Origin of the sequence: Pseudomonas sp. D1-36, from assembly GCF_051132205.1 — a bacterium.
GTDB lineage: Bacteria > Pseudomonadota > Gammaproteobacteria > Pseudomonadales > Pseudomonadaceae > Aquipseudomonas.
The window spans coordinates 4,654,689-4,679,702 of the sequence record NZ_CP071674.1 but is presented as its reverse complement, the minus strand read 5'-3'; the positions used below and the strand labels follow the sequence as shown (position 1 = coordinate 4,679,702).

The 25,014-nt window shown below is 61.4% G+C and carries 22 protein-coding genes, 1 pseudogene and 1 riboswitch; of the genes and pseudogenes, 12 read left to right on the top strand and 11 right to left on the bottom strand.

The window, feature by feature from the left end; genetic code table 11:
* Positions 1-367 precede the first annotated feature (367 nt).
* The gene (locus J3P76_RS20905) at positions 368-601 is read right to left on the bottom strand and encodes a hypothetical protein (protein WP_420764086.1); all 234 of its coding nucleotides are present in this window, start codon (positions 599-601) and stop codon (positions 368-370) included.
* 205 nt (positions 602-806) lie between these two features.
* On the opposite strand from J3P76_RS20905, the gene J3P76_RS20900 reads away from it, so the two are divergent.
* Positions 807-1,391: a YajG family lipoprotein gene (locus J3P76_RS20900; protein ID WP_030138601.1), complete on the top strand. Its 585-nt coding sequence runs from the start codon at positions 807-809 to the stop codon at positions 1,389-1,391.
* Between the two features lie 134 nt (positions 1,392-1,525).
* Here J3P76_RS20900 and J3P76_RS20895 read toward each other — a convergent pair whose 3' ends face one another.
* Complete coding sequence (locus J3P76_RS20895) at positions 1,526-1,732, bottom strand: hypothetical protein (RefSeq protein ID WP_420764087.1); 207 nt, start codon at positions 1,730-1,732, stop codon at positions 1,526-1,528.
* Positions 1,733-1,957: 225 nt separating this feature from the next.
* Between J3P76_RS20895 and J3P76_RS20890 the strand changes: the two genes are divergently transcribed.
* The gene (locus tag J3P76_RS20890) at positions 1,958-2,239 is read left to right on the top strand and encodes a hypothetical protein (RefSeq protein WP_420764088.1); all 282 of its coding nucleotides are present in this window, start codon (positions 1,958-1,960) and stop codon (positions 2,237-2,239) included.
* A 66-nt stretch (positions 2,240-2,305) separates the two neighbouring features.
* On the opposite strand, the gene J3P76_RS20885 is transcribed toward J3P76_RS20890, so the two are convergent.
* Positions 2,306-3,472, bottom strand: coding sequence for a 1-acyl-sn-glycerol-3-phosphate acyltransferase (locus J3P76_RS20885; protein ID WP_434562359.1), 1,167 nt, complete (start codon positions 3,470-3,472; stop codon positions 2,306-2,308).
* A 137-nt stretch (positions 3,473-3,609) separates the two neighbouring features.
* On the opposite strand from J3P76_RS20885, the gene J3P76_RS20880 reads away from it, so the two are divergent.
* From J3P76_RS20880 to J3P76_RS20870, 3 genes are all read left to right on the top strand, one after another.
* Positions 3,610-3,792 (top strand): CPXCG motif-containing cysteine-rich protein, encoded by a 183-nt coding sequence (locus J3P76_RS20880; RefSeq protein WP_186612369.1) that lies wholly within the window; start codon positions 3,610-3,612, stop codon positions 3,790-3,792.
* A gap of 9 nt (positions 3,793-3,801) precedes the next feature.
* Positions 3,802-4,062: a putative signal transducing protein gene (locus tag J3P76_RS20875; RefSeq protein ID WP_434609604.1), complete on the top strand. Its 261-nt coding sequence runs from the start codon at positions 3,802-3,804 to the stop codon at positions 4,060-4,062.
* A gap of 178 nt (positions 4,063-4,240) precedes the next feature.
* Positions 4,241-4,864, top strand: coding sequence for an SOS response-associated peptidase (locus J3P76_RS20870; RefSeq protein ID WP_434701198.1), 624 nt, complete (start codon positions 4,241-4,243; stop codon positions 4,862-4,864).
* A gap of 49 nt (positions 4,865-4,913) precedes the next feature.
* Here the strand turns inward: J3P76_RS20870 and J3P76_RS20865 are convergent, their stop codons facing one another.
* Together J3P76_RS20865 and J3P76_RS20860 are read right to left on the bottom strand one after the other, a co-directional pair.
* The gene (locus J3P76_RS20865) at positions 4,914-5,618 is read right to left on the bottom strand and encodes a methyl-accepting chemotaxis protein (RefSeq protein ID WP_434702045.1); all 705 of its coding nucleotides are present in this window, start codon (positions 5,616-5,618) and stop codon (positions 4,914-4,916) included.
* A 201-nt stretch (positions 5,619-5,819) separates the two neighbouring features.
* Positions 5,820-5,876: pseudogene (locus J3P76_RS20860) on the bottom strand (hypothetical protein); the annotation flags it as partial.
* 1,393 nt (positions 5,877-7,269) lie between these two features.
* On the opposite strand from J3P76_RS20860, the gene J3P76_RS20855 reads away from it, so the two are divergent.
* Positions 7,270-8,085: a M48 family metallopeptidase gene (locus J3P76_RS20855; protein ID WP_420764092.1), complete on the top strand. Its 816-nt coding sequence runs from the start codon at positions 7,270-7,272 to the stop codon at positions 8,083-8,085.
* Positions 8,086-8,148: 63 nt separating this feature from the next.
* Here J3P76_RS20855 and J3P76_RS20850 read toward each other — a convergent pair whose 3' ends face one another.
* The 3 genes from J3P76_RS20850 to J3P76_RS20840 form a co-directional block, all read right to left on the bottom strand.
* Positions 8,149-8,733, bottom strand: a complete 585-nt coding sequence (locus tag J3P76_RS20850) for a TMEM165/GDT1 family protein (protein ID WP_039592168.1) — start codon at positions 8,731-8,733, stop codon at positions 8,149-8,151.
* Between the two features lie 90 nt (positions 8,734-8,823).
* Positions 8,824-8,945: riboswitch (yybP-ykoY riboswitch) on the bottom strand.
* 51 nt (positions 8,946-8,996) lie between these two features.
* Positions 8,997-9,995, bottom strand: a complete 999-nt coding sequence (locus tag J3P76_RS20845; protein ID WP_434701196.1) for a methyltransferase — start codon at positions 9,993-9,995, stop codon at positions 8,997-8,999.
* Between the two features lie 33 nt (positions 9,996-10,028).
* A complete protein-coding gene (locus J3P76_RS20840) occupies positions 10,029-10,994 on the bottom strand; it encodes a 2-hydroxyacid dehydrogenase (RefSeq protein ID WP_434609611.1) in 966 nt (321 codons plus the stop codon).
* A gap of 199 nt (positions 10,995-11,193) precedes the next feature.
* Between J3P76_RS20840 and J3P76_RS20835 the strand changes: the two genes are divergently transcribed.
* The 6 genes from J3P76_RS20835 (at position 11,194) to J3P76_RS20810 (ending at position 20,964) form a co-directional block, all read left to right on the top strand.
* Positions 11,194-11,823 (top strand): LysE family transporter, encoded by a 630-nt coding sequence (locus J3P76_RS20835; protein WP_434562373.1) that lies wholly within the window; start codon positions 11,194-11,196, stop codon positions 11,821-11,823.
* A 145-nt stretch (positions 11,824-11,968) separates the two neighbouring features.
* Entirely contained in the window at positions 11,969-13,651 is a 1,683-nt protein-coding gene (locus tag J3P76_RS20830; RefSeq protein ID WP_434675368.1) for a fatty acid--CoA ligase, read from the top strand.
* Between the two features lie 287 nt (positions 13,652-13,938).
* Positions 13,939-15,834 (top strand): DUF1302 domain-containing protein, encoded by a 1,896-nt coding sequence (locus tag J3P76_RS20825; protein WP_420764097.1) that lies wholly within the window; start codon positions 13,939-13,941, stop codon positions 15,832-15,834.
* Positions 15,835-15,859: 25 nt separating this feature from the next.
* Positions 15,860-17,224: a DUF1329 domain-containing protein gene (locus tag J3P76_RS20820; RefSeq protein WP_434650029.1), complete on the top strand. Its 1,365-nt coding sequence runs from the start codon at positions 15,860-15,862 to the stop codon at positions 17,222-17,224.
* 335 nt (positions 17,225-17,559) lie between these two features.
* On the top strand, positions 17,560-20,292 hold the full coding sequence (locus J3P76_RS20815; protein ID WP_434701195.1) for a LuxR C-terminal-related transcriptional regulator: 2,733 nt from the start codon (positions 17,560-17,562) through the stop codon (positions 20,290-20,292).
* A 171-nt stretch (positions 20,293-20,463) separates the two neighbouring features.
* The gene (locus J3P76_RS20810; RefSeq protein WP_434562381.1) at positions 20,464-20,964 is read left to right on the top strand and encodes a methylated-DNA--[protein]-cysteine S-methyltransferase; all 501 of its coding nucleotides are present in this window, start codon (positions 20,464-20,466) and stop codon (positions 20,962-20,964) included.
* A gap of 87 nt (positions 20,965-21,051) precedes the next feature.
* On the opposite strand, the gene J3P76_RS20805 is transcribed toward J3P76_RS20810, so the two are convergent.
* The 3 genes from J3P76_RS20805 to J3P76_RS20795 form a co-directional block, all read right to left on the bottom strand.
* The gene (locus J3P76_RS20805; RefSeq protein ID WP_434701194.1) at positions 21,052-22,959 is read right to left on the bottom strand and encodes an alkaline phosphatase D family protein; all 1,908 of its coding nucleotides are present in this window, start codon (positions 22,957-22,959) and stop codon (positions 21,052-21,054) included.
* A 111-nt stretch (positions 22,960-23,070) separates the two neighbouring features.
* Positions 23,071-24,354, bottom strand: a complete 1,284-nt coding sequence (gene dctM, locus J3P76_RS20800) for a C4-dicarboxylate TRAP transporter large permease protein DctM (protein WP_420764102.1) — start codon at positions 24,352-24,354, stop codon at positions 23,071-23,073.
* Entirely contained in the window at positions 24,351-24,983 is a 633-nt protein-coding gene (locus J3P76_RS20795; RefSeq protein ID WP_420764103.1) for a TRAP transporter small permease, read from the bottom strand. Before J3P76_RS20795 ends, dctM begins: the two co-directional genes overlap by 4 nt.
* Positions 24,984-25,014: the final 31 nt, after the last annotated feature.

Below are 25,014 nucleotides of genomic sequence, written 5' to 3'. Positions count from 1 at the left end.
AACCCGTTTTTTCACGCTCTTTTGAAGACGTGAACCTCAAAAAAGGGCTGTCCCAGCCTGGCACCGGGCCCGGTTTGGTTGCCCCCATGCAATACATGACAGGCAAAACGGGCAGACAGCTCAGTGACCGAGCGTAATGACAGCTCTGCAGATTCGCGAAAAGCGGTGATTTGCCAGGGAAACAGCAAGCGCGCCAGCTTCACTCGATCTGTGTGGGCGGCTCTCTGTGGGCGGTGCGGGGTGCCAATACAAGCGCATCAGCGGCGTTGCGAGGCCCGATCAGGAGACGTCCTTATAATCGGGGGGAGATTGTAACGAAGAAACGCGTAGAAATGGTCGTGTTTTATGACTTTTATTAGCCTTGCGGTCAGAAGGCCAACAGCTGGCGGTTACGTACGCGAGTGCGAGGCGGTTGTACCAGGGCACTGGCAGGCAAGGGCTGGTGCAGCCAGTTGAGGCGGATCTCTTCGATTTCCACCCAGCCATCGCCCATGGGCTGCAGGCTGCACTGCTTGAATGCCTGGCAGCGGCCGGTACGGTCCAGCAGGGCGAAGCAACGATGATGCGGGCGCGGGGTAAACAGGGAGATGAGAAAACGCATGGTCAGGTACCGTGTCCGGGGAGCTTGGGGACAGCCTGACAGCCAGCCATGACACCCTGGTGTAAGGACCGTGACAAAGGGGTGACAGGAACCGCCTATCCGGGCCCGTGTCAGACAATTCAGTATTCATCGAAGGCGCTGGTTCGCCGCGATGGCGCACCGCTATACTGCCGGCCTGTCTGTGCCCGATTCTGGAGAGAAGAGCATGTTGCAACGCCTGTTGTTCGGTTTGATCGCAGTGACCAGTCTGACCCTCGTCGGCTGTGCCCACAGCCCGCAACAACTTAACCCGGAGCCCAAGCTCAACGCCCAACTGGCGCCGGTGGGTCGCGGCCAGCCGGTGGTGGTCCGTGTCGTGGACGGTCGTCCGTCGCCGACCCTCGGCACACGTGGTGGCTTGTACCCGGAAACCAGCGTGATCACGGTGCAGGGTGCGCAAATCTTGCCTAAATTGCAGGCCCAGGCCGAGGCGGCCGTGCGTTTGCTGGGCTTCACCCCCACCGCCAATGCAATGAATGCCCCGCAACTGACCGTGACCCTGGCGGAACTGAAATACCAGTCGCCCAAGGAAGGCATGTACGTGACCGAGGCGACGATTGGCGCGACCTTCCGCTCTGACGTGCAGAACGCCAATCGTCGCTACAGCGGTCGTTATGGCGCTTCGCTGGACCAACGCTTCGGCATGGCGCCCAACCAGGACACCAATACCAAGCTGGTCAGCGATGTATTGAGTGATGCCCTGACCCGTCTGTTCAAGGACCCGACCATCGGTCAGGTGTTGGCAGAGTAACGACTGAAGACCCGTATCCCCTGTGGGAGCGAGCTTGCTCGCGATAGCGATGTTTCAGCCACTTCGATGTTGGCTGATCCATCGTCATCGCGAGCAACCTCGCTCCCACAGGGGTTTTTTTATGGGCGATAAATTCACGCCGCCTGGGAATAGAGCTCCAGCACGCTGATCCCGGTCAGCAGGTCCGTCTCCGGCAGATCGGCATGTGAATGGCCGCCGAGGGCGCAATACACCAGCCAGTGCCGGTCCTGCACGTTGAAGGACAGGCTGTCGACGAGGTTCTGTTGTTCGTCGCTCGGGCTGATGAGATAGAGGCGATCCTGGTTTTCGGCGTGCAGCATGACGGGTTCCGTGCGGGTTTGGAGGGCGACAGGGTGACCTATCCATATGACGAAACCGTTACCGATGAAATTAATCCGCAAACACGCTCGCCCAAAAGCACCCAACCTTGCGAGGCATCGTTACCGGTCGGAAAAACCGACGCAGCACGCCAGGCTTTCGGTAGAATCCGCGCCCTGTTCGTAGGTCCCGGGCGCAAGGCGTCCGTTATTCGCTTGAGGTCTGTGATGTCGTTGCAATTGTTTTCGCTGTTCGCTGCCCACCCGGCCAAACTGATCAACCTGCTCGCGCTGCTGTTTGCCTGCCCGGGTGGCTGGGTATTGCATGCAACGCGCCGCCGCGAACAGCGAGCACGCGCCTGCCTCCAAGCGCGCAGTGGCGAAAGCAATGAACGATTCGAAGCCCTGCTGGACCTGGCCACCCAGCGCATGAACCGGTTTTTCTACCGGTTCGGCTTTGCCTGCCTGGGCGTCGCGCTGCTGATGTCCTGGATCAGCACGCAGCTCTGAGCGCAGCAGCTTCAGTGTCGAGGGAGCAAGCCCCCTCGCCATTAAAGCCGCTAAGCAATCACTGCTTTAAAGCGGCAACCCCGCCTTGACCCGATACTGATTACGCACCGGCGTTGCATATTGCAGCACCAGGAATGGCCGCTGTTCCGCCGGGCACGCATCCAACCGACGCTGCCATTCTTCCTGAGCTTTCGCCAGTTCTTCGGCACCGAACACTTCAGCCGCCGTCGGCACCTGCAGCTGCGGGTCGGCATCGGTCCATTGGGCGTAGGCCAGGTAGTGCACGGGGAACAGGCGATAACCGCCGAGAATCTGCCGGTCCATCTCCGCTGCCAACTGCTTGGTGTCCTCGAACAGCTCTGTAATCGGCGCGGAGAAGTTCACGTGGACCCGGCCTTTGTAGCCGGTGATGCCCTTGGCGATGCTGACGTCGTCCTCGCCTGGTGCCTTGGTGTAGGTCCCGGTGGTGGCGCGGATGTAAAGCTCCCGGGCCTTGGCCTGGTCGCACGGATCATATTCGTAGCTGATCGACACCGGCGTGAGGTTCAGCGAGCGGATGACCTCGCCGAACGGCTCGTCCTTGCGGCTCATGTGGAACATCTTGAGGATCGCCGATTCGGTCCGGTCATCGCCGTCCTTGGCTCGGCCCTCGGCCTGGGCGATCCAGATCGAGGCGCAATCGTTGCGGATCGAGTGATTGATGTACGCCGACAGCAACTGGTACGCCGCCATTTTTTCCCGGCGACCGGTGATGGAACGGTGCACGATAAAACTCTTGTTCAAGCGCATCAGGTCGCTGACAAACGGCTTTTGCAGCAGGTTGTCGCCGATGGCGATGCGCGGCGTCGGCAGGCCCGCGTGGTAGACGGCGTAATTGACGAATGCCGGGTCCATCACGATATCGCGGTGGTTGGCGATGAACAGGTACGCGTTGCCGGACTTGAACTGCTCCACCCCTGTGTAGGTCACGCCATCGGTGGCGCGTTCGATGGTGTGGTCGACATAGAACTCCACTTTGTCCTGCAACGTGGCGACCGATGTCACACCGGCGAACTCTCGACGCAGCTTCTGCGCTATAAGGGGTTTGAGCATCCAGCCGAAAGCACCGGCCAGGCGCGGGAAGCGGAAGTGGGTGAGGATATCTAGAAACGCCTTATCGCTGAGCAGCCGTGCCAGCACCGCTGGGACTTCACTGTCGTCGTAAGGTCGGATGGCATCGAATTCGCCCATCATGCTCTCTTGTTGGAAACGGCTAGGGTAAGTAAAGGTTCGATAAATAGCGCCAGGGCACGGCCAGGAAGACAGTCCAGGCAACAATAGCCCTGCAAATAGACCGGCGATTATACGCACAAGTCACTCGGGAGACCGCGATGCTGGAAGCTGCTGAATATGAATGTCCATATTGTGGAGAAGAGGTCGAGACTTCATTGGATCTTTCCGGTGGCGACCAGACCTATATCGAGGATTGCCAGGTCTGTTGCCGGCCGATCACTTTCGTACTACAGGTACACGATGAAGAATGGCACCTCGAGGTCTTCAGCGAAAACGAATGAGGGGCGGCCATGCAGCGAATCTACGAACTGGAAAACCTGATGGAAGGCGAATTGCTGCAAGGCATGCTCGCCAGCGAAGGCATCACCGCGCATCTGGTGGGACGTGACCTGGTGGGGGGCGCAGGGGAATTGCCGATGCATGGCTTGCTGGGGCTGGCGGTGGACGATGAACAGGCGCAATACGCCCAGGAACTGATCGCCGCCTACAATGCCGCGCTGCCGGTACCCGGCGATGAGCCGGACAGTTACCCCGGAACGCTGGTCTGTTAGGCTCTGTACGAAATGTATCCGCACTCACCCATACTGCGTTGAAACGGGGCTCGGAATGCTCATGTACTCCAGTACACTGCGCTTCCTCGCCCCGTTTCGCCTTGTCTGGCCTTCGCGCGAATACATTTCGTACAGACCCTAGGCTGGCCGCCGTTTGATAGGAGAGTCGTGTTACCCCATGTGTGGACGTTATGCCCTGTTTCGCTGGAACCCCGCCTTTGCGGCCTTGCCTGGCTTCCCTGCCGACCAGAAGGCCCAATGGAACATATCGCCCAATGATTCGGTTCTGATGCTGCGGGCTGGCGCCGATGGCCAGCGCGAATTGGCCCGCGCCCGTTGGGGGCTTACGCCTCCGTGGCTGACGGACCTGTCCCGGACCCCGGCCCATGCTCGGGCCGAAACCGTCGCCGAACAGCCGATGTTCCGCGAGGCCCTGCGGTTGCGTCGGTGTCTGCTGCCGGCCAACGGGTTCTACGAATGGCGCGGTGGTTCGCGTAAACGCCCCTATTGGCTGACGCCGGGGGAAGGTTCGTCGCTGTTTTTTGCGGCGATCTGGGAAGCGTATCCGGTGCAGGAACAGGTGTGGTTGAGCACCGCCGTCATCACCCAGCCGGCGGCCGGTCAGCGGCGTCCATTGATTCTGAATGAAGAAGGCCAACGGTTGTGGCTCGACCCCGAGACACCCTTGCATGCCTTGCAAGGGCTGCTGGCGAGCGAGCCTGCGCAACTGCGCGAGCGGGTGCTGGCCAACATGGTCAACGACCCGAAACTCAATGGGCCGGAGTGCCTGACGCCGGCTTGAGGTTTGTGATGGCTGTGCAGGCCTCATTGCTCGCAATGAGGTGCTTGGGTCAGACCCTGAACTGATTGATCAACCGCCGCTGCTGCTCCGCCAACTTGGTCAGCCCGGCACTGGCCGCGCTCGACTCGTCGGCGCCGCTGGCCACTTCGTTCGCCACTTGGCCGATGTTGATCACGTTGCGGTTGATGTCATCAGCTACAGCGCTTTGCTCCTCGGCGGCGCTGGCGATCTGGGTGTTCATGTCGTTGATGACCGACACCGCCTGGGTAATCGTCTCCAGCGCCTGGGCTGCCTTGGCTGCGTGCTGCACGCTTTCATCGGTGCGGTGCTGGCTGTCTTCCATGACGCGCACGACATCGCGGGTGCCCTGTTGCAACTGCTGGATCATCGACTGGATTTCTTCCGTGGCCTGCTGCGTCTTCTGCGCGAGGTTGCGCACCTCATCGGCGACCACCGCAAAACCTCGACCTTGTTCACCGGCCCGAGCCGCTTCGATGGCCGCGTTGAGGGCCAGCAGGTTGGTCTGCTCGGCGATCCCGCGAATGGCCGTGAGGATCGCGTTGATGTTCTCGCTGTCCTTGGCCAGGGTTTGCACCACGCCCACGGCCTTGCCGATTTCCACGGCCAGCGCGCCAATGGAGGTGGAGGTGTCGCGTACGATCTGCATGCCCTGGCTGGCGGCCTGGTCGGCGTGACTGGCGGCTTGGGCGGCCTGGGTCGCATTGCGGGCCACGTCTTGGGCGGTGGCAGTCATTTCATGCACGGCGGTGGCGACCTGATCGATCTCCGACATCTGCTTGTGCACGCCCTGGTTGGTGCGGATTGCGATGTCGGCGGTGTGCTCCGATGAGTCGCTGACACTCTGCACCGAGGTCACCACTTGGGTAATCATTCCCTGCAATTTGCCGAGGAACGTGTTGAAGCCCTTGGCGATGGCGCCCAGTTCATCGGCGCGGTCGCTGGTCAATCGGCGAGTCAGGTCGCCCTCGCCCTGGGCGATGTCATCGAGCATCGCCACCATTTGCTTGAGCGGCCGGGCGATGCCGTGGCCCACCAGCCAGATCACCAGCAGGCCGATGGCGGCAATCGCCAGGCCGACCATGGCCATGCCGAAAATGTCGGTCTCGCGCTGATCGTCGAGGTCCTTCTGCAAGGCTTGCAGATCTGCCATCACCGCGTTCAACGGCAGTTGCATCATCAGCGTCCAGCGAGCGCTGGTCTCGCCGATGCCGAACGGCATGTACACCTCGATGTGACCGTGGGCTTCGTCGACGTCGTAACGCACTTCGCCAGCGCCAAGCTTGGCCAGGTTGTCCAGCTCGTTGGCGTCCAGCAGGTCGCTGGCTTTTTCCCCGAGCTTGCTTGGGTCCTTGGTGAAGGCCACCAGGCGATTGTTGCTGGCGAGCAAGGCCATTTCCCCGGCGCCGTCGTACAGCTTGGCGTCAGCGGCAACGAGCATGTCCTGGATGAAGTTCACCGACAGGTCGGCGCCGACGATGCCCTGGAATTTACCATCGATGAGGATCGGTTCGATGAAGGAGGCCAGCATGGTCATGGTGCTGCCGACGCGGTAGGGCGCCGGGTCGATCACGCAGGCTTTCCTGCTGTCCTGGGAGCACAGGTAGTATTCGCTGGCACGAATGCCGGTGGACAGCAGTTTCTGGTCAGTCACGTCGGCGAGCTTTTCCAGGCCCAAGGTGCCGTCCTGGTTGCGAAACCACCACGGCAGGAAGCGCCCATTGGTTTCCATGCCGAGCACCTGGCTGTTCACATAGTTGGCGTCGTCGTGGTCGATAGCGTTCGGTTCCCAGGCGATGTAGGCACCCAGGACCTTCGGGTTGCGCACCACGGACTCGCGCAACAGGCTGATCATCTGCTCACGGGGCATCTTCAATAACGGGTTGCCGTCCGTGCCGTTCATGCCCATCAGGGCGTTAGTCGTCGCCAGTCCTCGGGCAAGCAACAGCGGTGCTTCAAGCTCGCGTTGGATCAGGCTGGCCTGGGTGCGGGCGAGCGCACTGAGGCGTTGTTCGATGAGTTGCTCGAATTGCGCCTTGGTCCGTTGTTGCACCATTTCCTGGGTACGGGCGCCGGCGAACAATGCGTACAGCACCAGGGCACCAACAACGCTGAGGACGATGGCACCGGCCAGGGCGGCAACGGAAAACTGGATCGATTTGAATTTCATAATGGCTCCGGACCCGGAAATGACGTCTGGTATCTGTATCGGCATTTCCGTGGGCGGGCATGAGGCGCTGTTCGTCGGGTGACTGTATTGGTTAGGTGGGAGTCGTAAAAGGATGAGTGGGACCTGTCCGAAAAAACTGTAATCGCTCGCTGTGTATCTGGCGCCGATACAAATCAAAGCCTAGGATACGCCCACGATTCCATGGAGCTTCTTTTGTATGAACAAGACTTTGATGGTGAGCGCTCTGGGCGCGGCTCTGCTGCTCGCCGGTTGCCAGTCAGTCAACACCACCAGCGGCGGAGCCGTGGGCGTGGAGCGCAAGCAGTACATGTTCAGCATGCTGTCGACCGCCGAGGTCAACCAGATGTATGCCCAGTCCTATCAGAAGACGTTGGGTGAGGCGAGTGCGCAAGGTGCCCTGGACAAGACCAGTAGCGACGCCAAGCGCCTTCAGGTCATTGCTGATCGTTTGATCGCCCAGGCGCCTGTGTTCCGTCCGGATTCGGCGCAGTGGAACTGGGAAGTGAACCTGATCAAGAGCGATGAACTCAACGCCAACTGTGGTCCCGGCGGCAAGATCATGTTCTACACCGGCCTGATCGACAAACTGAAGCTGACCGACGCTGAAATCGCCGCGATCATGGGCCATGAAATCGCTCACGCTTTGCGCGAGCACGGCCGTGAAGCCATGTCCAAGGCTTATGGCATCGAAATGGCCAAGCAGGGTGCCGGTGCGATATTCGGCCTGGGCCAGGATAGCCTGGCGTTGGCCGACACGGTTGCCAACTATGGCATGACCCTGCCTAACAGCCGTGGCAACGAGAACGAAGCCGACCTGATCGGCCTGGAGCTGGCCGCCCGCGCAGGCTACGACCCGAACGCCGCGATCACCTTGTGGAACAAGATGGCCAAGGCTTCGGAAGGGGCACCACCGGAATTCATGAGCACCCACCCGTCCTCGAGCAGCCGGATCGCCTCGTTGCAGGCGGCGATTCCGAAGGTGATGCCGCTTTATCAGCAAGCCAAGAAGTAACCACCGTCATGTGGTGAAGTTTTTTTTTGTGGCGAGGGAGCAAGCTCCCTCGCCACAACAGCCTCAAACCCACCCACTGCTCTGCATCGCCTTGTACACCGCAACGATCGCCAGGATGAAAAACGCCGAGGCGGCCAGGCGGCGGATGAGGGCCAGGGGCAGTTTCTCGGCGGCAAAGTTGCCAGCCAGTACCACCGGCACGTTGGCAATCAACATGCCCACGGTGGTGCCAATGATCACCAGCCACAGTTCCGGGTATTGCGCGGCGAGCATCACCGTCGCGATCTGGGTCTTGTCACCGATTTCCGCCAGGAAAAACGCGATCAGCGTGGTCAGGAAGGGGCCGAACTTGCGGGCCGTATTCGCCTCTTCATCGTCGAGCTTGTCCGGCACCAGGGTCCAAAGGGCCGTGGCCGCGAAGCTTGCCGCCAATATCCAGTGCAACACCGCATCGGAAAAGAACCCGCTGACCCAGGCTCCTACCGCGCCCGCGGCCGCATGGTTGGCCAGGGTCGCGGCGACGATGCCAGCGATGATCGGCCACGGCTTGCGAAAGCGAGCAGCGAGGATAAGCGCAAGCAGTTGCGTCTTGTCGCCGATTTCGGCCAGTGCAACGATGGCGGTGGGAACAAGGAAAGAGTCCAGCATCAGGTAATTCCTAAGAGGGGCGGGTCGACACGGCTATGACACGTACAGCCTTCCCGCCCCGGGTAAGGTGTGCGTGTCATAGGTCTTGTCAAACCCAGCGACCATCTGCGTGGACGCTTGGGCCGCATACGCCATGGTCTGCTGACCAAGTATGTTGACGTATGCCGGGCGAGCAGGGCGCTCGCGGGAGACTACTCCCCTAGGACGGTGCGGATTCTGCCTAGGCAAATCCGATTGGGCAAGCGCTGTTTCTCAAAAACGCTTCAGCCGCGCTTGGCCCGGTAGATGCGAAAGCCTTGGCCCTCGGCCTTGATCGCGCAGGGGCCCAGGTGCTCTTCGATCAACGGCTGATACTTCAAGAAACTGTTGGCAACCAGGCGCAGTTCGCCGCCGTTTTTCAGATGTTTGGCCGCTTTTCGCAACAGGTTTTCGGTCGCGTGGTAGTCGGTGTGTACGCCGACGTGGAACGGCGGGTTGCTCAGAATCGCGTTCAGGCCCATGGGCGCGGCGTCGATCCCGTCACCCGTCAGCACTTCGGCTTCCAGGCCATTGGCGGCCAGCGTCAATCGACTGCTGGCGGCGGCGAAGGCATCCACGTCCAGCAGCGTCACGGTGTTATGGGGATAGCGCCGCTTGACCGCCGCCCCCAGCACGCCGGCGCCGCAGCCGAAGTCCAGCAGGTGGCCGCTGGGCAGCTTGTCCAGATGCTCCAGCAACAGCGCGCTGCCGCGATCAAGGCGGCCATGACTGAAGACTCCCGGCAAACTGATGACCTTGAGCGGGCCCTCGACCAGTGGCAGTTCATAGGTTTGCGCGAGGCTTTCCAGCGGCTTGGCTTCAGGGACGTTGGCGACGGTGACCTGCCACAGTTGGCAATGCCGCGCGCTGTCGAGCTTGCGCGGCTCGCCAAAGGGGTTGAGCTGCTTGGAAGCGCCTTCGATGCCGCTGCGCTTTTCCCCCACCAGATACACCTCGCGCCCAGCCAGGCGCGCGGCAACGGCGTTGAGGATGTAGTCGGTCAGGTCCTTGGCCTTGGGCAGGAAGACCACGGCAGCGTCGAACGAAAGTTCGGGTACATTCACGCCAAAATGGCTGCGCCCTGGGAAGCGGGCATCCAGGGCCGCCTGGTCGCCGGCATGCCAGCACCAGCCATGGGCCTCGGGCAAGCGGCCAAGCAGGTCGTCGGCTGGGAGCCCGGCCAGCAGGACCGGACCCTGGAATAACTCGGCCTGACGAAGCAGTACTTCACTGCGCGGATCCATGGTCTGCTCCTTGTAAAAAAGTGCGGCAGTCTATCAATTGACGACTCGTTGCGCTGTACCGCTGAAAAAGCCCCGGGCGTTTTCCGCCAGTTGGCCGACGATCCGTTGCCTGGCCTCGCGGCTGCCCCAGGCGTTGTGCGGTGTGACGATCAGCCGGGGGATATCACCTGCCAACAGCGGATTGCCCTGGGTCGGCGGCTCCACGCTCAACACATCGGTGGCCGCCCCGCCCAGGTGACCGCTGCGCAGCGCATCGGCCAGTGCCTGTTCGTCGATGAGGCCACCGCGTGCGGTGTTGACTACGAACGCGCCGGGTTTGAGCGACGCCAGTTCACGCGCGCCAATGAAGTGGCGGGTGTGCTCGTTGAGCGGGCAATGCAAGGTCAAGGCATCCACCGCGGGTAGCAGTTGGTCCAGGGCCACGCGGTCCGCACGGGCGGGCCTTCCTGGAATCTGCCCCAGCAGCACGCGCATGCCGAAGGCTTCGGCCAGCCGTGCGACGGCGCCACCCAGTTCGCCATGGCCGAGCAGCCCGAGGGTCTTGCCCTGCAGTTCGACGATCGGGTAGTCCAGCAGGCAGAACTGCGAAGCCTGTTGCCAGCGACCTTCGCCCACGGCTTTTTGATAGTCGCCCAGGCGCGTCGCCAGGTTCAGTAGCAGCATGATCGTGTGCTGGGCCACCGACGGTGTGCCATAGCCCTGGCAGTTGCTGACGACGATGCCATGGCTGCGGGCAGCGGCGAGGTCGACGTTATTGGTGCCGGTGGCGCTGATCAGGATCAGCTTCAGTTCAGGGTTGGCGGCCATCGCGGCTGCGTCGATCACGACCTTGTTGGTGATCGCCACCGTGGCGCCCTCGAGCCGGCCTGCCACCTCATCCGGGCGGGTGCCGGGGAACAGCTGCAGTTCGGTGAAGCAATCGCGCAATGGAGCCAGCTCCAGGTCGCCGAGGTCCAGTGAAGCGTGATCGAGGAAAACTGCGCGTGCGGTATTGGTCATCAGCTGTACCTGTCATGTAGAAGACTGAAGGCGTAATGTGGCGAGCCTATCAGAAGAGTTGCCGTGGCGAGGGAGCTTGCTCCCGCTGGCCTGCAAGGCAAGGCCCCGATACGCGACGAGCGACTGCTGCGTAGCCGAGCGGGAGCAAGCTCCTCGCCACGGATTTCATTCAACAAAGATTGTCGCCAGGAGCACCACCATGTACCTCGCCGAATTTCTCACTGTCGCCCTGATCCACCTGTTGGCCGTGGCCAGCCCTGGCCCGGACTTCGCCGTGGTGGTCCGCGAAAGCGTGACCCACGGCCGCCGCGCCGGGACCTGGACGGCGTTGGGGGTCGGCACGGCGATTTTCCTGCACGTGGGGTATTCGTTGCTGGGCATCGGCCTGATCGTGTCCCAGTCGATCGTGCTGTTCAACGCCTTGAAGTGGGCCGCCGCCGCTTACCTGCTGTACATCGGCTTCAAGGCCCTGCGCGCCCAGCCGGCCAAGGCGAGCCAGGAAAACCTGCACAAGGAGGCAGGTGAGCGCACCGCTCGGGGCGCGTTTACCGCCGGCTTCGTTACCAATGGCCTGAACCCCAAGGCGACGCTGTTCTTCCTCTCCCTGTTTACCGTGGTCATCAATCCCCATACGCCCCTGGCGATCCAGGCCGGCTACGGTGTGTACCTGGCGGTTGCCACGGCGGCCTGGTTCTGCATGGTTGCAATGTTGTTCAGCCAGGCGCGGGTGCGTGCCGGTTTTGCCCGCATGGGCCATTGGTTCGACCGGACCATGGGCGCCGTGCTGATCGCCATCGGCGTGAAACTGGCGTTTACCGAGGCCCATTGAACGAGTTGAGCGAATCCTGATGATGGCTCAAGGCTAGTGTTTGCGGGCGGATCAAATCATTCCTTCGGCTGATTTGATCCGCGGACAAGCGCTTTAAAGTGCTTACTTTTCCAGCCAAGACCGTGCAGTCAGAAAAGGGATTCCTATGTTGCAGACTCGCGTTATTCCTCCAGCCGAGGGCGTTTATCAATACCCGTTGCTGATCAAGCGGCTGCTGATGTCCGGCGCACGCTATGAGAAAACCCGCGAGATCATCTACCGGGACCAGTTGCGCTACAGCTACCCCACCCTGATCGAGCGCGTCGCACGGCTGGCCAACGTGCTGACCGAGGCCGGGGTGAAAGCCGGGGATACCGTGGCGGTCATGGACTGGGACAGCCATCGGTACCTGGAATGCATGTTCGCTATCCCGATGATCGGCGCGGTGATCCATACCATCAACGTGCGACTGTCGCCGGAACAGATCCTCTACACCATGAACCACGCCGAGGATCGCTTCGTGCTGGTCAACAGCGAGTTCGTCGGCTTGTACCAGGCGATCGCCGGCCAGCTGACAACGGTGAAAAAGACGCTACTGCTGACCGACCAGCCGGACAAGACCGCCGACCTGCCCGACCTCGTGGGCGAGTACGAGCAACTGCTGGCCGGCGCCAGTCCGACCTACGATTTCCAGGATTTCGACGAAAACTCCGTCGCCACCACGTTCTATACCACCGGCACCACGGGCAACCCCAAGGGCGTGTATTTCACCCATCGGCAGTTGGTGCTGCACACCCTGGGTGTGTCGACCATCATGGGCGCCATCGACAGCGTGCGCCTGCTGGGCACCAACGACGTGTACATGCCCATCACACCCATGTTCCACGTTCACGCCTGGGGCTTGCCGTACGTGGCAACCATGCTCGGCCTCAAGCAGGTCTACCCAGGTCGCTACGACCCGGAGTTCCTGGTGGAGCTGTGGCGCAAGGAAAAGGTCACTTTTTCCCACTGCGTGCCGACCATCCTGCAAATGGTCCTCAACGCCAAGGGCGCCCAGGACACCGATTTCGGCGGCTGGAAAATCGTCATCGGCGGCAGCGCCCTGAACCGCAGCCTGTACGAGGCTGCTAAGGCCAAGGGCATCCAGCTCACCGCCGCCTACGGCATGTCCGAAACCGGCCCGTTGGTGTCCTGCGCCCACCTCAACGATGAGTTGATGGCCGGCGGCGAAGACGAGCGCATCACTTATCGGATCAAGGCCGGCGTGCCAGGGCCACTGGTGGAGGCAGCGATCGTCGACGGCGAGGGCCGCTTCCTTCCCGCCGATGGCGAAACCCAGGGCGAATTGGTATTGCGCGCGCCATGGCTCACCGAAGGTTATTTCAACGAACCGCAGAAGGGCGCCGAACTCTGGAGTGGCGGCTGGTTGCACACTGGCGACGTCGCCACGCTCGACGGCATGGGCTTCATCGACATTCGCGACCGCATCAAGGATGTGATCAAGACCGGCGGCGAATGGATCTCGTCCCTGGACCTGGAAGACCTTATCAGTCGGCATGTGGCGGTACGCGAAGTAGCAGTGGTCGGCATTCCCGACCCGCAGTGGGGCGAGCGGCCGTTTGCCTTGCTGGTCGTTCGTGAGGGGCACCAGATCGGGGCTCGCGAGCTCAAGGAGCACCTCAAGCCGTTTGTCGAGCTGGGGCACCTGAGCAAATGGGCGATCCCTAGCCAGATTGCCCTTGTTACGGAAATTCCCAAGACCAGCGTCGGCAAGCTCGACAAGAAACGTATCCGCGTTGACATCACCGAATGGCAGAGCAACAACAGCACCTTCCTTTCGACGCTTTGAGCGTCCTCGCCGTGCCCGAAAAGGGCACGGCAGCCCCACCAAGCAAGCGCTTGTCTTGTTAAATCGGAAATTTCAGCCATCCTTGCCGTGCCGACAAACGTCGGCCTGGCGAAGGACTGTTCCAGAGTGGTCGGGGGCTGCAAATCACACTTTAGAGGGATCAAGCCGTACTACCTGCTGGCTATAGTCCGCCCAAGGCTTTTCGGAATGGGACGCGCGTGCCAGCATGGCGAAGGGTTTCCGGAAACGTCCACTGCCATAACAATAAAACACATGGAGTTGCGTCGATGACCTCAGCAAACACTTTCTGGCGCCGGGCAAAACTGCCTCTGGCCGTCAGTCTTGCCTCCTCGCTCGCCGGCCCGGCATTCGGCGTCAGCTTCAACATTGGTGAAATCGAAGGCCAGTTCGATTCGTCCCTGTCGGTCGGCGCGAGCTGGTCCACGGCCAAGGCCAACAAGAACCTGATCGGCGTCAACAACGGTGGCCATGGTTTGTCCCAGACCTCTGATGACGGTCACTTGAATTTCAAGCGAGGGGAAACTTTCTCGAAGATCTTCAAGGGTATCCATGACCTGGAGCTGAAGTACGGCGACACCGGTGTGTTTGTGCGTGGCAAGTACTGGTATGACTTTGAGCTCAAGGACGAAAGCCGTCCGTTCAAGGACATCAGCGACAGCAACCGCAAGGAAGGCGCTCAGTCTTCCGGCGGGCAGATTCTCGATGCGTTCATTTACCACAACTACGCCATTGCCGATCAGCCCGGCTCGGTGCGCCTCGGCAAGCAGGTGGTTAGTTGGGGCGAGAGCACCTTCATTCAGAACGGCATCAATGCCATCAACCCGGTCGATGTGTCCGCGTTCCGTCGTCCGGGCGCCGAGGTCAAGGAAGGGCTGATCCCGGTCAATATGTTCTATGTGTCACAGAGCTTGACCGATAACTTGTCGGCTGAAGCGTTCTACCAGTTGGAGTGGGATCAGACCGTTACTGACAACTGCGGGACTTTCTTCTCGCAGCCGGACGTCATTTCCGATGGTTGTGACAGTAACCTGCGAGTGCTGAGGAGCGCGTCGGCGATTCCGGCGGCTGCCATGCCTACGTTGGGTGCGTTCGGTGTGGACGTAGATGGCGAAGGCACTTTGGTGCGTCGTGGCCCCGACCGTGATGCTCGGGACAGCGGCCAGTTCGGCGTGTCTTTCAAGTACATGTACGAGCCGCTGGATACCGAGTTTGGCGCTTATTTCATGAACTACCACAGCCGTGCACCAATTTTCAGTGGTCATGGTGCACCAGCCAGCGCTTATACCAGCGGACCCGGATTGGTAGGGTCGCTGATGGCTGCCGGCATTCCGTTTGCTCAAGCGGTTGCCATGGCTCAAGCCATGGTACCGATGGTTGTCGCAGGTAATTCAAACTACTACGTCGAGTATCCCGAAGATATCCGCCTGTATGGCCTGAGTTTCTCGACCACATTGCCCACAGGTACCGCATGGAGCGGCGAAATCAGCTACCGCCCGAATGCGCCGGTCCAGCTCAATACCACCGATATCCTGTTTTCCGGATTGACGCCTTTGAACCCCGATGTTTCCGTACTGCCAGGACAGGCAGACACGGACCAGCCAGGCTATCGCCGCAAAGAAGTGACACAGCTGCAAACCACTTTTACCCACTTCTTCGATCAGGTCATGGGTGCCGAGCGTCTGACCCTCGTAGGCGAGGTCGGCTTCACTCACGTCGGCGGTCTGGAAAGCACTTCCAAGGCGCGTTATGGCCGTGATCCGAGCTATGGCCCTGGGCCTTTGCCGAATGGCCAATGTGAGATATTGAACGGTTCGACCCTGGCAGGCGGAGCGCAGAACAACGCTAGTCGCTATTGCGAAAATGACGGCTTCACCACGGCAAACTCTTGGGGTTATCGCGGTCGTGCCATTTGGGACTACAACGACGTATTTGCCGGTGTAAATCTCCGTCCCAACGTAGCTTGGTCCCATGACGTCAAGGGCTACTCGCCAGGCCCTGGCGCCAACTTCGAGGAAGGCCGCAAGGCTGTGAGCCTGGGTGTTGATGCCGAATACCAGAACACCTATACCGCCAGCCTGGCCTACACCAATTTCTTCGACGGCAAGTACACCACCGTGGACGACCGGGATTTCGTGGCGCTCAGCGTCGGCGTGAACTTCTAAGCACCGTATTTCAGGACGACACACTATGAAAATAACAAAGAATCTGTTGCAAGTCGGAGCGCTGGGGTTGTCCCTGCTGGCGGCCAGCGTCATGGCCGCCGTGCCTGCGGCCGAGGCCGATAAGCTGGGCAAGAGCCTGACGCCGATGGGCGCCGAGATGGCGGGTAACGCCGATGGTTCGATTTCGGCCTGGAAACCCATGACCAAGAACGCCGGTAGCGTGGACGGCAAGGGTTTCCTCGCCGATCCGTACGCCAGTGAAAAACCGTTGTTCACGATCACCGCGCAAAACGTCGACCAGTACAAGGACAAACTCGCCCCCGGCCAGTACGCGATGTTCAAGCGCTACCCGGAAACCTTCAAGATGCCGGTCTACACGACCCATCGCGGCGCAACCGTGCCCGATGATGTGTTGGCCTCCATCAAGAAAAACGCCGTGAACACCAAACTGGTGGGCGGCGGCAACGGCCTGGAGAATTTCGAGACGGCCGTGCCGTTCCCGATTCCCCAGAGCGGACTCGAAGTGATCTGGAACCACATCACCCGTTATCGCGGCGGCAGCGTGACCCGCCTGGTGACCCAGGCCACGCCGCAGCCAAACGGTTCGTACAACCTGGTGTACTTCCAGGATCAGTTCGTCTTCCGCGACAAGATCAAGGGCTTCGATCCGGCCAACCCGGGCAACGTGCTGTTCTACTTCAAGCAGCAAGTGACCGCGCCGGCACGCCTGGCGGGTACCGTGCTGCTGGTTCACGAAACCCTCGACCAGGTGAAGGAACCACGCAAGGCCTGGATCTACAACGCCGGCCAACGCCGTGTGCGTCAGGCCCCGCAAGTCGCCTATGACGGCCCGGGTACCGCCGCCGACGGCCTGCGCACCTCCGACAACCTGGACATGTACAACGGCGCGCCGGATCGTTACGACTGGAAGCTTGAAGGCAAGAAAGAGCTGTACATCGCCTCCAACAGCCACAAGATCGATTCGCCGCAACTCAAGTACGCCGACATCCTCAAGGCCGGCCACATCAACCAGGACTTGGCGCGCTATGAACTGCGTCGTGTCTGGCACGTGACCGCGACCCTGAAGGAAGGCCAGCGCCATATCTACGCCAAGCGTGACTTCTATATCGACGAAGACACCTGGCAAGCGGCGGTTATCGACCACTACGACGGTCGTGGCCAACTGTGGCGCGTGGCCGAGGCCCATGCCGAGAACTACTACGACAAGCAAGTGCCGTGGTACGCCCTGGAAACCCTCTACGACCTGCAGTCCGGTCGTTACCTGGCCCTGGGCATGAAGAACGAAGAGAAATCGGCCTACGACTTCGGCTTCACCGCGTCCACCAGCGACTTCACCCCAGCGGCGCTGCGCCAGGAAGGCGTTCGCTAACCGCTTTGCCCGAGGCCGCATCCTCGAAAAAACGCCCCGACTGGTTCGGGGCTTTTTTTTTGCCAACGCATATCTTTTGTGGCGAGGGAGCTTGCTCCCGCTGGACTGCGAAGCAGTCCCAGATCAAACCCTCCCACGGTATCCGATAAGCCAGGGCGGTCCGCTTTGGGGGGCGCTTCGCAACCCAGCGGGAGCAAGCTCCCTCGCCTCGACGGCGATAAACAATGTGTAGTCTTTTTGTAGCCATTTGTAGCACTCCCTTCAATACGTCCTCGTTTACGGCTAGTCTGCGGACATCTGCAACGCCGCCACCCGCATTCCAACAAGAGCCGGCCATGACTGATCTGTCTTCACTCCCGGATTCTTCCCGCGCAGCCTTCGCGGTACAGGAAGGGCGCTTTTATCGCCCCCCTTTGCCCGATGGCCACGTCGTGCGGCCGCGGTTGTGCGAGCGCCTGAGCGCGGGGCTCGGTGGCCGGTTGTTGTTGGTGAGCGCCCCGGCGGGGTTCGGCAAGAGCTCGTTGGCGGTGGAGTTTTGCCAGGGTTTGCCGACGCATTGGCACAGCCTCTGGTTGGGGCTCAGTGCCAGGGACAACGATCCGGGGCGTTTCCTGGAGCGGTTGCTTGAAGGGCTCCAGGCGTTTTTCCCCCAGTTGGGCGGCCAGGCGTTGGGCCTGTTGAAGATGCGCCAGCGCCACCAGCCCTTTGCTTTCGAGGAATGGCTGGACGGCCTGCTGGACGAGCTGTCCGGGCATCTATCGCCACGGGCGCCCTTGCTGCTGGTGCTCGATGACTACCATCTCGCCCAGAGTCCGGTGCTGGATCGCTGCTTGCAGTTTTTCCTCAACCACTTGCCCGATGGGTTGCTGGTGCTGGTGACCAGTCGCCAGCGGCCGGACTGGCATCTGGCGCGTTTGCGCCTGTCGCGCCAGTTGCTGGAACTCAACGAGCAGGACCTGCGCCTGACCCACGACGAAGCGCTGACGCTGCTTCAGCACCACAGCAGTTCACTGCGTGGGGAAGCCTTGGAAAACCTGATCCAGCGCAGCGAAGGCTGGGTCGCCGGGCTGCGTTTCTGGCTGCTGGCTGCTTCCGAGGCCGGCAGCGAGGGGCGATTGCCCCAAGCCCTGCACGGGGGGGAAGGGCTGATCCGTGACTATCTGCTGGAAGAAGTCATCGATTGCCTGCCCGCCGAGGTGCAAGCGTTTCTCTACGACATCGCCCCGCAGGAACGCTTTTGCAGCGAGCTGTGCGATGCGGTGCGCGACGCCCACGACAGCCAGGAAATTCTCCAATACCTGGCGGCCCATCAGGTTTTCCTCGTGCCGTTGGACGAGCACGGGCGCTGGTATCGCTTCCATCACCTGTTTTCCGATCTGTTGCGCAGTCGGCCCAGCGCGCAAGCCATGGTGCCGGGCGCAACGTTGCACCTGCGCGCCTGTCGCTGGTTCAACGCCCAAGGCCTGATCGATGAAGCCGTGGAGCAGGCGCTGCGCGCCGGGCATCTGGACGTGGCGGCAAACCTGGTGCAAAACCTTTCGGAGGAACAACTGCTGGCCGAACAGAATGTCGGTATGTTGCTGCGCTGGAAAATGGACCTGCCCGACAGCCTGCTCATCAGCACGCCGCGCTTGATCGTGCTCTACAGCTGGGCCTTGGGCCTGGCCTGCCAACTGGACGCCGCGCAGGAGCTGGCCGCTCATTTGAGCCGCTTCCTGCCGGCCCCTTCGGCCACCGCGCATAAATCCATGCTCGCCCAGTGGCTGGCCCTGAGCGGCATCGTCGCCCGTGGCCGTGGCGATCGCCAGGCCACCCTTCGCTATTGCACCGAAGCCCTGGAAAGCCTGCCGCAAAAACGTTACGGCCAACGCCTGATGTGCTTGTCCACCTTGTCGAACCTGGCGATTGCCGACGGCGACCTGTGGCGCGCCCGGGCGCTGAACCGCGATTCCCTGGAACTGGCGCAGCGGGTCGGCAACCCCCTCTTCGAGGCTTTGGCCCATTACGATCGCGCCCGGGTGTTGCAGGCCCGAGGGGAAATCCTGAGGGCGCTCGATGAGGTGAAACAGGGCTTGCAGCGCTTGCACGCGCTCTCGCCTCAACGGTTGTATGCGGTGCGCGCGCGACTGGTCCTGTACGAAGGTTTCCTGTTGACGCTGCGCATGCAATCCACGGCCGGGTTGGCGCGGTTGCAGGCAGGCCTCACTGAAGCCCGTACCTGCCGGGATATCAGCGTGTTGATCGGCCATTGCGTGATCGCCCGCGTCGAAGGCCACGCGGGCGAATTTGCCCGAGCCTTTGCCGAACTGGCCGAAGCCGAGCGCCTGATGCATATCTGGGATGTTCCGCCGGTGTACTACCTGGCGATGATCACCCTTGTGAAATGCGAGCTCTGGTTGGCCCAGGGTCGCACTGAACTGGCCGAAGCCTGGCTGGCGCGGCTGGGGCAGACCTATACCGGCGAACGCGCCGCCGCGCCACCGGAATTCCATCCGCAACTGCCGTTGCATGTCGAGCTGCAACAAGCCCTGCTGGAGTCCATCCGCGGCCAGCCGATGCAGGCTGAAGGGCGGCTCGATGCGTTGCTCCAGCACGCCCAGCAAACCGGACGGCAGATGCTCGCCGTGATGGTGCTCAACCAGAAAGTCGCCTTGCTGCTGAGCGTGGGCCGCGAACCCGATGCGCGCGGCACATTGGCCGAGGCTTTCGAAGCCGCCATCGGGGGGGCGCTGCAGCCATTTGAATGGTTGTTCAAGGAGCGTCCCGAATGGTTGCGTGAGCAACTGCTGCAAGCTCCGCACAGCGAGTTGCGTCAACAGTTGCTCGATCGTTTACCGTCGACGGTACTGCCTGTCGAGGCCGCGCCATCGGTGGAGACCCTCAGCAGCCGGGAGCGAGCGGTGCTGCAACTGATTGCCCAGGGATGTTCCAATCAGGAGATCAGCGAGCAACTGTTCATCTCGCTGCACACGGTGAAGACCCACGCCAGCCATATCAACAGCAAGCTCGGCGTCGAGCGCCGCACCCAGGCCGTGGCTCGGGCCAAGGCGTTGGGATTGTTGGGATGACGATGCTGTGAGAAACCTGTGGCGAGGGAGCTTGCTCCCGCTGGGTTGCGAAGCGGACCCCAACATCAAGCGCCGCGGTGTATCAGGCTTTGCATGGGGCTGCTTCATGCCAGCGGGAGCAAGCTCCCTCGCCACAAGCACCTATTGGGTTTGAGCCAAGGAATCACTCGAATGTTGCCGTTGTACAAAACCATCCCATCCCCGGTCGGCGAGCTGATCCTCGTTGCTCGCGACGCCAAGCTGGCAGCCATCCTGTGGGAAAACGAACGGCTCAACCGGGTGCGCCTCGGACCGCTGGAGCTCGACAGCGATCACCCGACCCTCAAGGAGGCCGAGCGCCAGTTGCTTGAATATTTCGCCGGTCAGCGCCGCCAGTTCGAGCTGGCACTGGACTTCGCCGGCACTGACTTCCAGGTGCGGGTCTGGCAGGCGTTGCTGACCATCCCGTTCGGCGAAACCCGCAGTTATCGCGACATCGCCATCCAGATCGGCCAACCGACCGCGACCCGGGCGGTAGGGGCGGCCAACGGCCGCAATCCGATCTCGATCATCGCCCCGTGTCATCGGGTCATCGGTACATCCGGCAGCCTCACCGGTTTCGCCGGCGGCCTCGCCGCCAAACAGTATTTGCTCAGCCTTGAAGGCCAGCAGAGCCTGCAACTGGCATTCTGACCTGGCCCAACCCCCTGTGGGAGCGAGCTTGCTCGCGAAAGCGGTCGTTCAGTTGCATAGGCGTTGATGACCTCTGACAGCAAGTGATCAGCTCATGGGGTTTTTTGGCGACAGCATGCGCGTTGGCGGCCTGCCATCGGCATTGTGTTGATAGATTCGCGCCGGTTGCCCCTGTTCGTTGAAAAATACCTGGCCGATCCCGGCCGAGTTCCATAACCGTTCCCCGGCCTCGGCGTGTTCCGGGACATGGGGAACGATGCGCATGCTGCGGCGCTTGGTGAACCAGTTCAACGGCGAACGGGGTGAATAGAGCCAGCGGTTCAGGCGGTCGAACCACTCCAGCAACGCCGGCGGAAATTCATTCTTGATGCCGCTGCTGGTGATCTGCCAGACGCGCGGGCCACCCTTGCGATGTGGGATCAATACCTCGTAGACGAACGAATAATGCACGTCGCCGGACAGCACCACGTAGCTGCCCGGTGTGCGCGAGTGTCGGAAGATATTCAGGATCACCTGGGCCGCGCCACGGTGGGCCATCCAGTTTTCCGCGTCCACCAGCAGCGGGTAGCCGCACCAGCTGAACACCCGTTGTACGGTCTCGATCAGCTTGACGCCAAAAATCGGCGCCGGCGAGACGATGATCGCCGAAGGGTGGTCGAGCAATTCTTGTTGCAGTTCGCTCAGGGCCTCCCAATCCAGCAGGCCCGACGGCTGCTTGAGACTGCTCTCGCTGCGCCAACGGCGAGTACGGGTGTCGAGGACCACCAACGCCGGGGTCGTCGGCAACACGTAATGCCATTGTTGGAAACTGAGCAATCTATCGATCAACGCATCCTGGGGGGCGCTGTCGATGTAGCGGTCCTGGGCGGTTCCGCTCAAGGCCACGGTTTGCTGGATGACCTCACCAAAGGCATCCGGGTTGTTGCCCCAGCCCTGGCAGAGCATGTAGGCGATCAATGCATTGCCGATGATGCGCTTGGAGAAGGGATGACCGTAGGCGGTTTCTTCCCATTGGGCGGACAGGTTCCAGTCGTCCGTGATGTCGTGATCATCGAAGATCATCAGGCAGGACAGGTGAGCAAATACCCGCGCCACGCCGTCCAGCCCGGTCTTGAAGGCCTCGATCCGTTGGTGTTCCAGCTCGTAGCGCTGGCGCCGTTCGACGGTCAGTTCCGGCGGTTGCGGATCGATCAGCGTCCACGGCACGGGTGACCACACCAGCAAATACATCGCCATGACTTCAGCGAAGGTCACCAAGTGATTATCGGCGCTGCTGCTGGTAAAGATCGGCTTGCGCGCCCCGCCGAAAAATCGTTCCCGCAGGGTTTCGTTGCTTTCCAGTGCCGGCAGCAGATCGGCGCGGTGGTAGTAACTGGCCGGGTGTTGGTAAAGCTTGGCGCTGTCTTGCACCACCGCGCCTTCAAGGCACTCTTCAAACAGCCCAAGGCGCTCGATCAAGGCATGGATCGCCCGCAGCATCGGGCCCGCCACATCATCGGCATACACCTGGTCGCCGCTCATCATCAGCAGCGCCGGCCGTTGTTCGGGGGATTGCGCCAACAACCGGTCGACGCAGAGCAATCCGTCGTTGGCGGGGAAATGGGGTTTGCGGCAGGAGCCGTGGACCAGTTGGTCGATGCGCGAATGCACCATGAAACTTGGACACCGTGCATCGTCATACACCAGATGCGGCGCCCATTCGGCGATGCCGGCACCGTCCACCAGCAGGTCATAGTCAATCGCCGCGTCCAGCGGCAGGGCGGTATCGAGTTGCACATCGATCAAATGCACAAACGCGTGGCGGCCCACCGGCACCACCGTGCAATGCAGGGCGTCGAGTTGCAGATCGGCTGCGCCGTCCAGCCGCAAGGTCAACGCCAACGGCCGCGAGCCCACCAGCCACATCACCAGCCGCCGGGGCTCCAGCCGCCGAAGCAGCGGGCCTACAAGGACGGAGGGCAGGGTGCAAGAGGTGTCGGAAGAGGACGGCAACATGCGTGGAAAAGCTCTGCTTTCAAAAGAAAGCGAGGATCATAACGCAATGTGCCCGAGGGCTGTGGAGGCTGCACTGGTGTGGCGAGGGAGCAAGCTCCCTCGCCACAAGACTTAGCTCATGCCCAGCCAGTTCGGCAATGCCAACGAGATCCATGGCACATAAGTAATCAGCACCAGGAACGCCAGCAGGATCATCAGCCACGGCATGGCCGCGCGGATGGTCGCTGTCAACGACATGCCTGTCACCGCCGAGGTGACGAACAGGTTCAGCCCCACCGGCGGTGTGATCAGGCCGATCTCCAGGTTCACCACCATGATGATGCCCAGGTGGATCGGGTCGATGCCCAGTTTCATGGCGATGGGGAACAGGATCGGCGCCAGGATCAGGATGATCGCCGACGGCTCCATGAACGCACCGGCAATCAGCAGCACGATGTTCACCACCAGCAGGAAGGTCACCGGCGTCAGCCCGGCTTCGATCACCCACGCAGTGATCTGCTGCGGCAGTTGCTCGGTGGTCAGCACGTGGGCGAAGAGCATGGCGTTGGCGATGATGAACATCAGCATGATGCTCAACTTGGCCGACTCCAACAGCACCTTGGGCGTTTCGCGGAACGTCAGGTCCTTGTAGACGAACAGTGCGATAAACGCTGAGTAGACCGCCGCCACGGCTGCTGCTTCGGTGGGTGTGAACATCCCCGAATATATCCCGCCGAGGATGATCACCATGAGCAGCAGGCCCCAGCCTGCCTTGCGCGCTGCCGTCAGCCATTCACGCAAGGTTGCCCTGGGCATGGCCGGCAGGTTTTTCTTCACCGCGACAATGTAGATCACCACCATCAAGGCGGTCCCAAGCAGCAGGCCCGGTATCACACCGGCCATGAACAACTTGCCCACCGAGGTTTCGGTCGCGGCGGCGTACACCACCATGACGATCGACGGCGGGATCAAGATGCCCAGGGTGCCCGCGTTACAGACAATACCCGCGCCAAATGCCTGCGGATAACCCGAACGCACCATGCCGGCGATGGCAATGGAACCCACCGCCGCCACCGTCGCGGGGCTGGAGCCGGACAAGGCGGCAAACAGCATGCACGCCAGCACCGCCGCAATCGCCAGGCCGCCACGGATGTGGCCGACGCAGGCGTTGGCAAAGTCGATCAGCCGTCGCGCCACGCCGCCCGTGGTCATGAACGCACCGGCCAGCAGGAAGAACGGAATCGCCAGCAGGGTGTAGTGTTCGCTGGTTTCGAACAGCTTGATCGCCAGGGAACGTACCGAGTCGGGGCTGAAGAAAATGATCGTCAGCGATCCGGCCAGGCCCAGGGAAATCGCGATCGGCACGCCGATAAACATCAGCACGAACAGCGCGAGGAACAGGAAGGCAATGGTCATGGCTTGTCTTCCTCGATATCGGTCAGTTTGATCGCTTCCGCCGCTTCATCGGCCAGGCCCAGTCCGGTCTGACGATTCATCAGGATGCGTACGAGAATTTCCGCAAAGCGGATGAATACCAACGCGAATCCTACGGGCACGATCAGCCCGATATGCCATTGCATGATGCCGAAGTGGCCGAGGTCTTCGGCGCCGATCTCGGCAATCATCAAGGTGTTGATCCACTCGAAACTCGCCACCGCGAGCAACCCGGCATAACCCAGGCAGCACAGGCAGGCGATCACGCCGATGTAGCGTTGCACCGGTTTGCTCGCCAGTTTCACCAGCGCATCGACACCGATGTGCCCGGCGGTGCGCACGCCGTAGGACAGGCCAAAGAAAATCAACCAGCCGAACAGCGCCTTGGTCAAGGAGCTGCTCCAGGTCATGGCCTGGGCCATGCCCATGATGCCGTCGCCGATGGCGAACATGGGCTCGCTGGCGGCCGGCCAGTTGTCGCCAAGGCTGTAGAACACCGCATAAAGGTTGTTGAGGACCACGTAGACGAAGGTGACCAACGTCATGGCGGCCAAAAGGAAGGCAATGAAAGCTTCCTCGAAATGTTCCCAAGTGCGCCGAAGGGCGTTCATGGATGGCATCTCCTGCAGGGAGGACGACAGG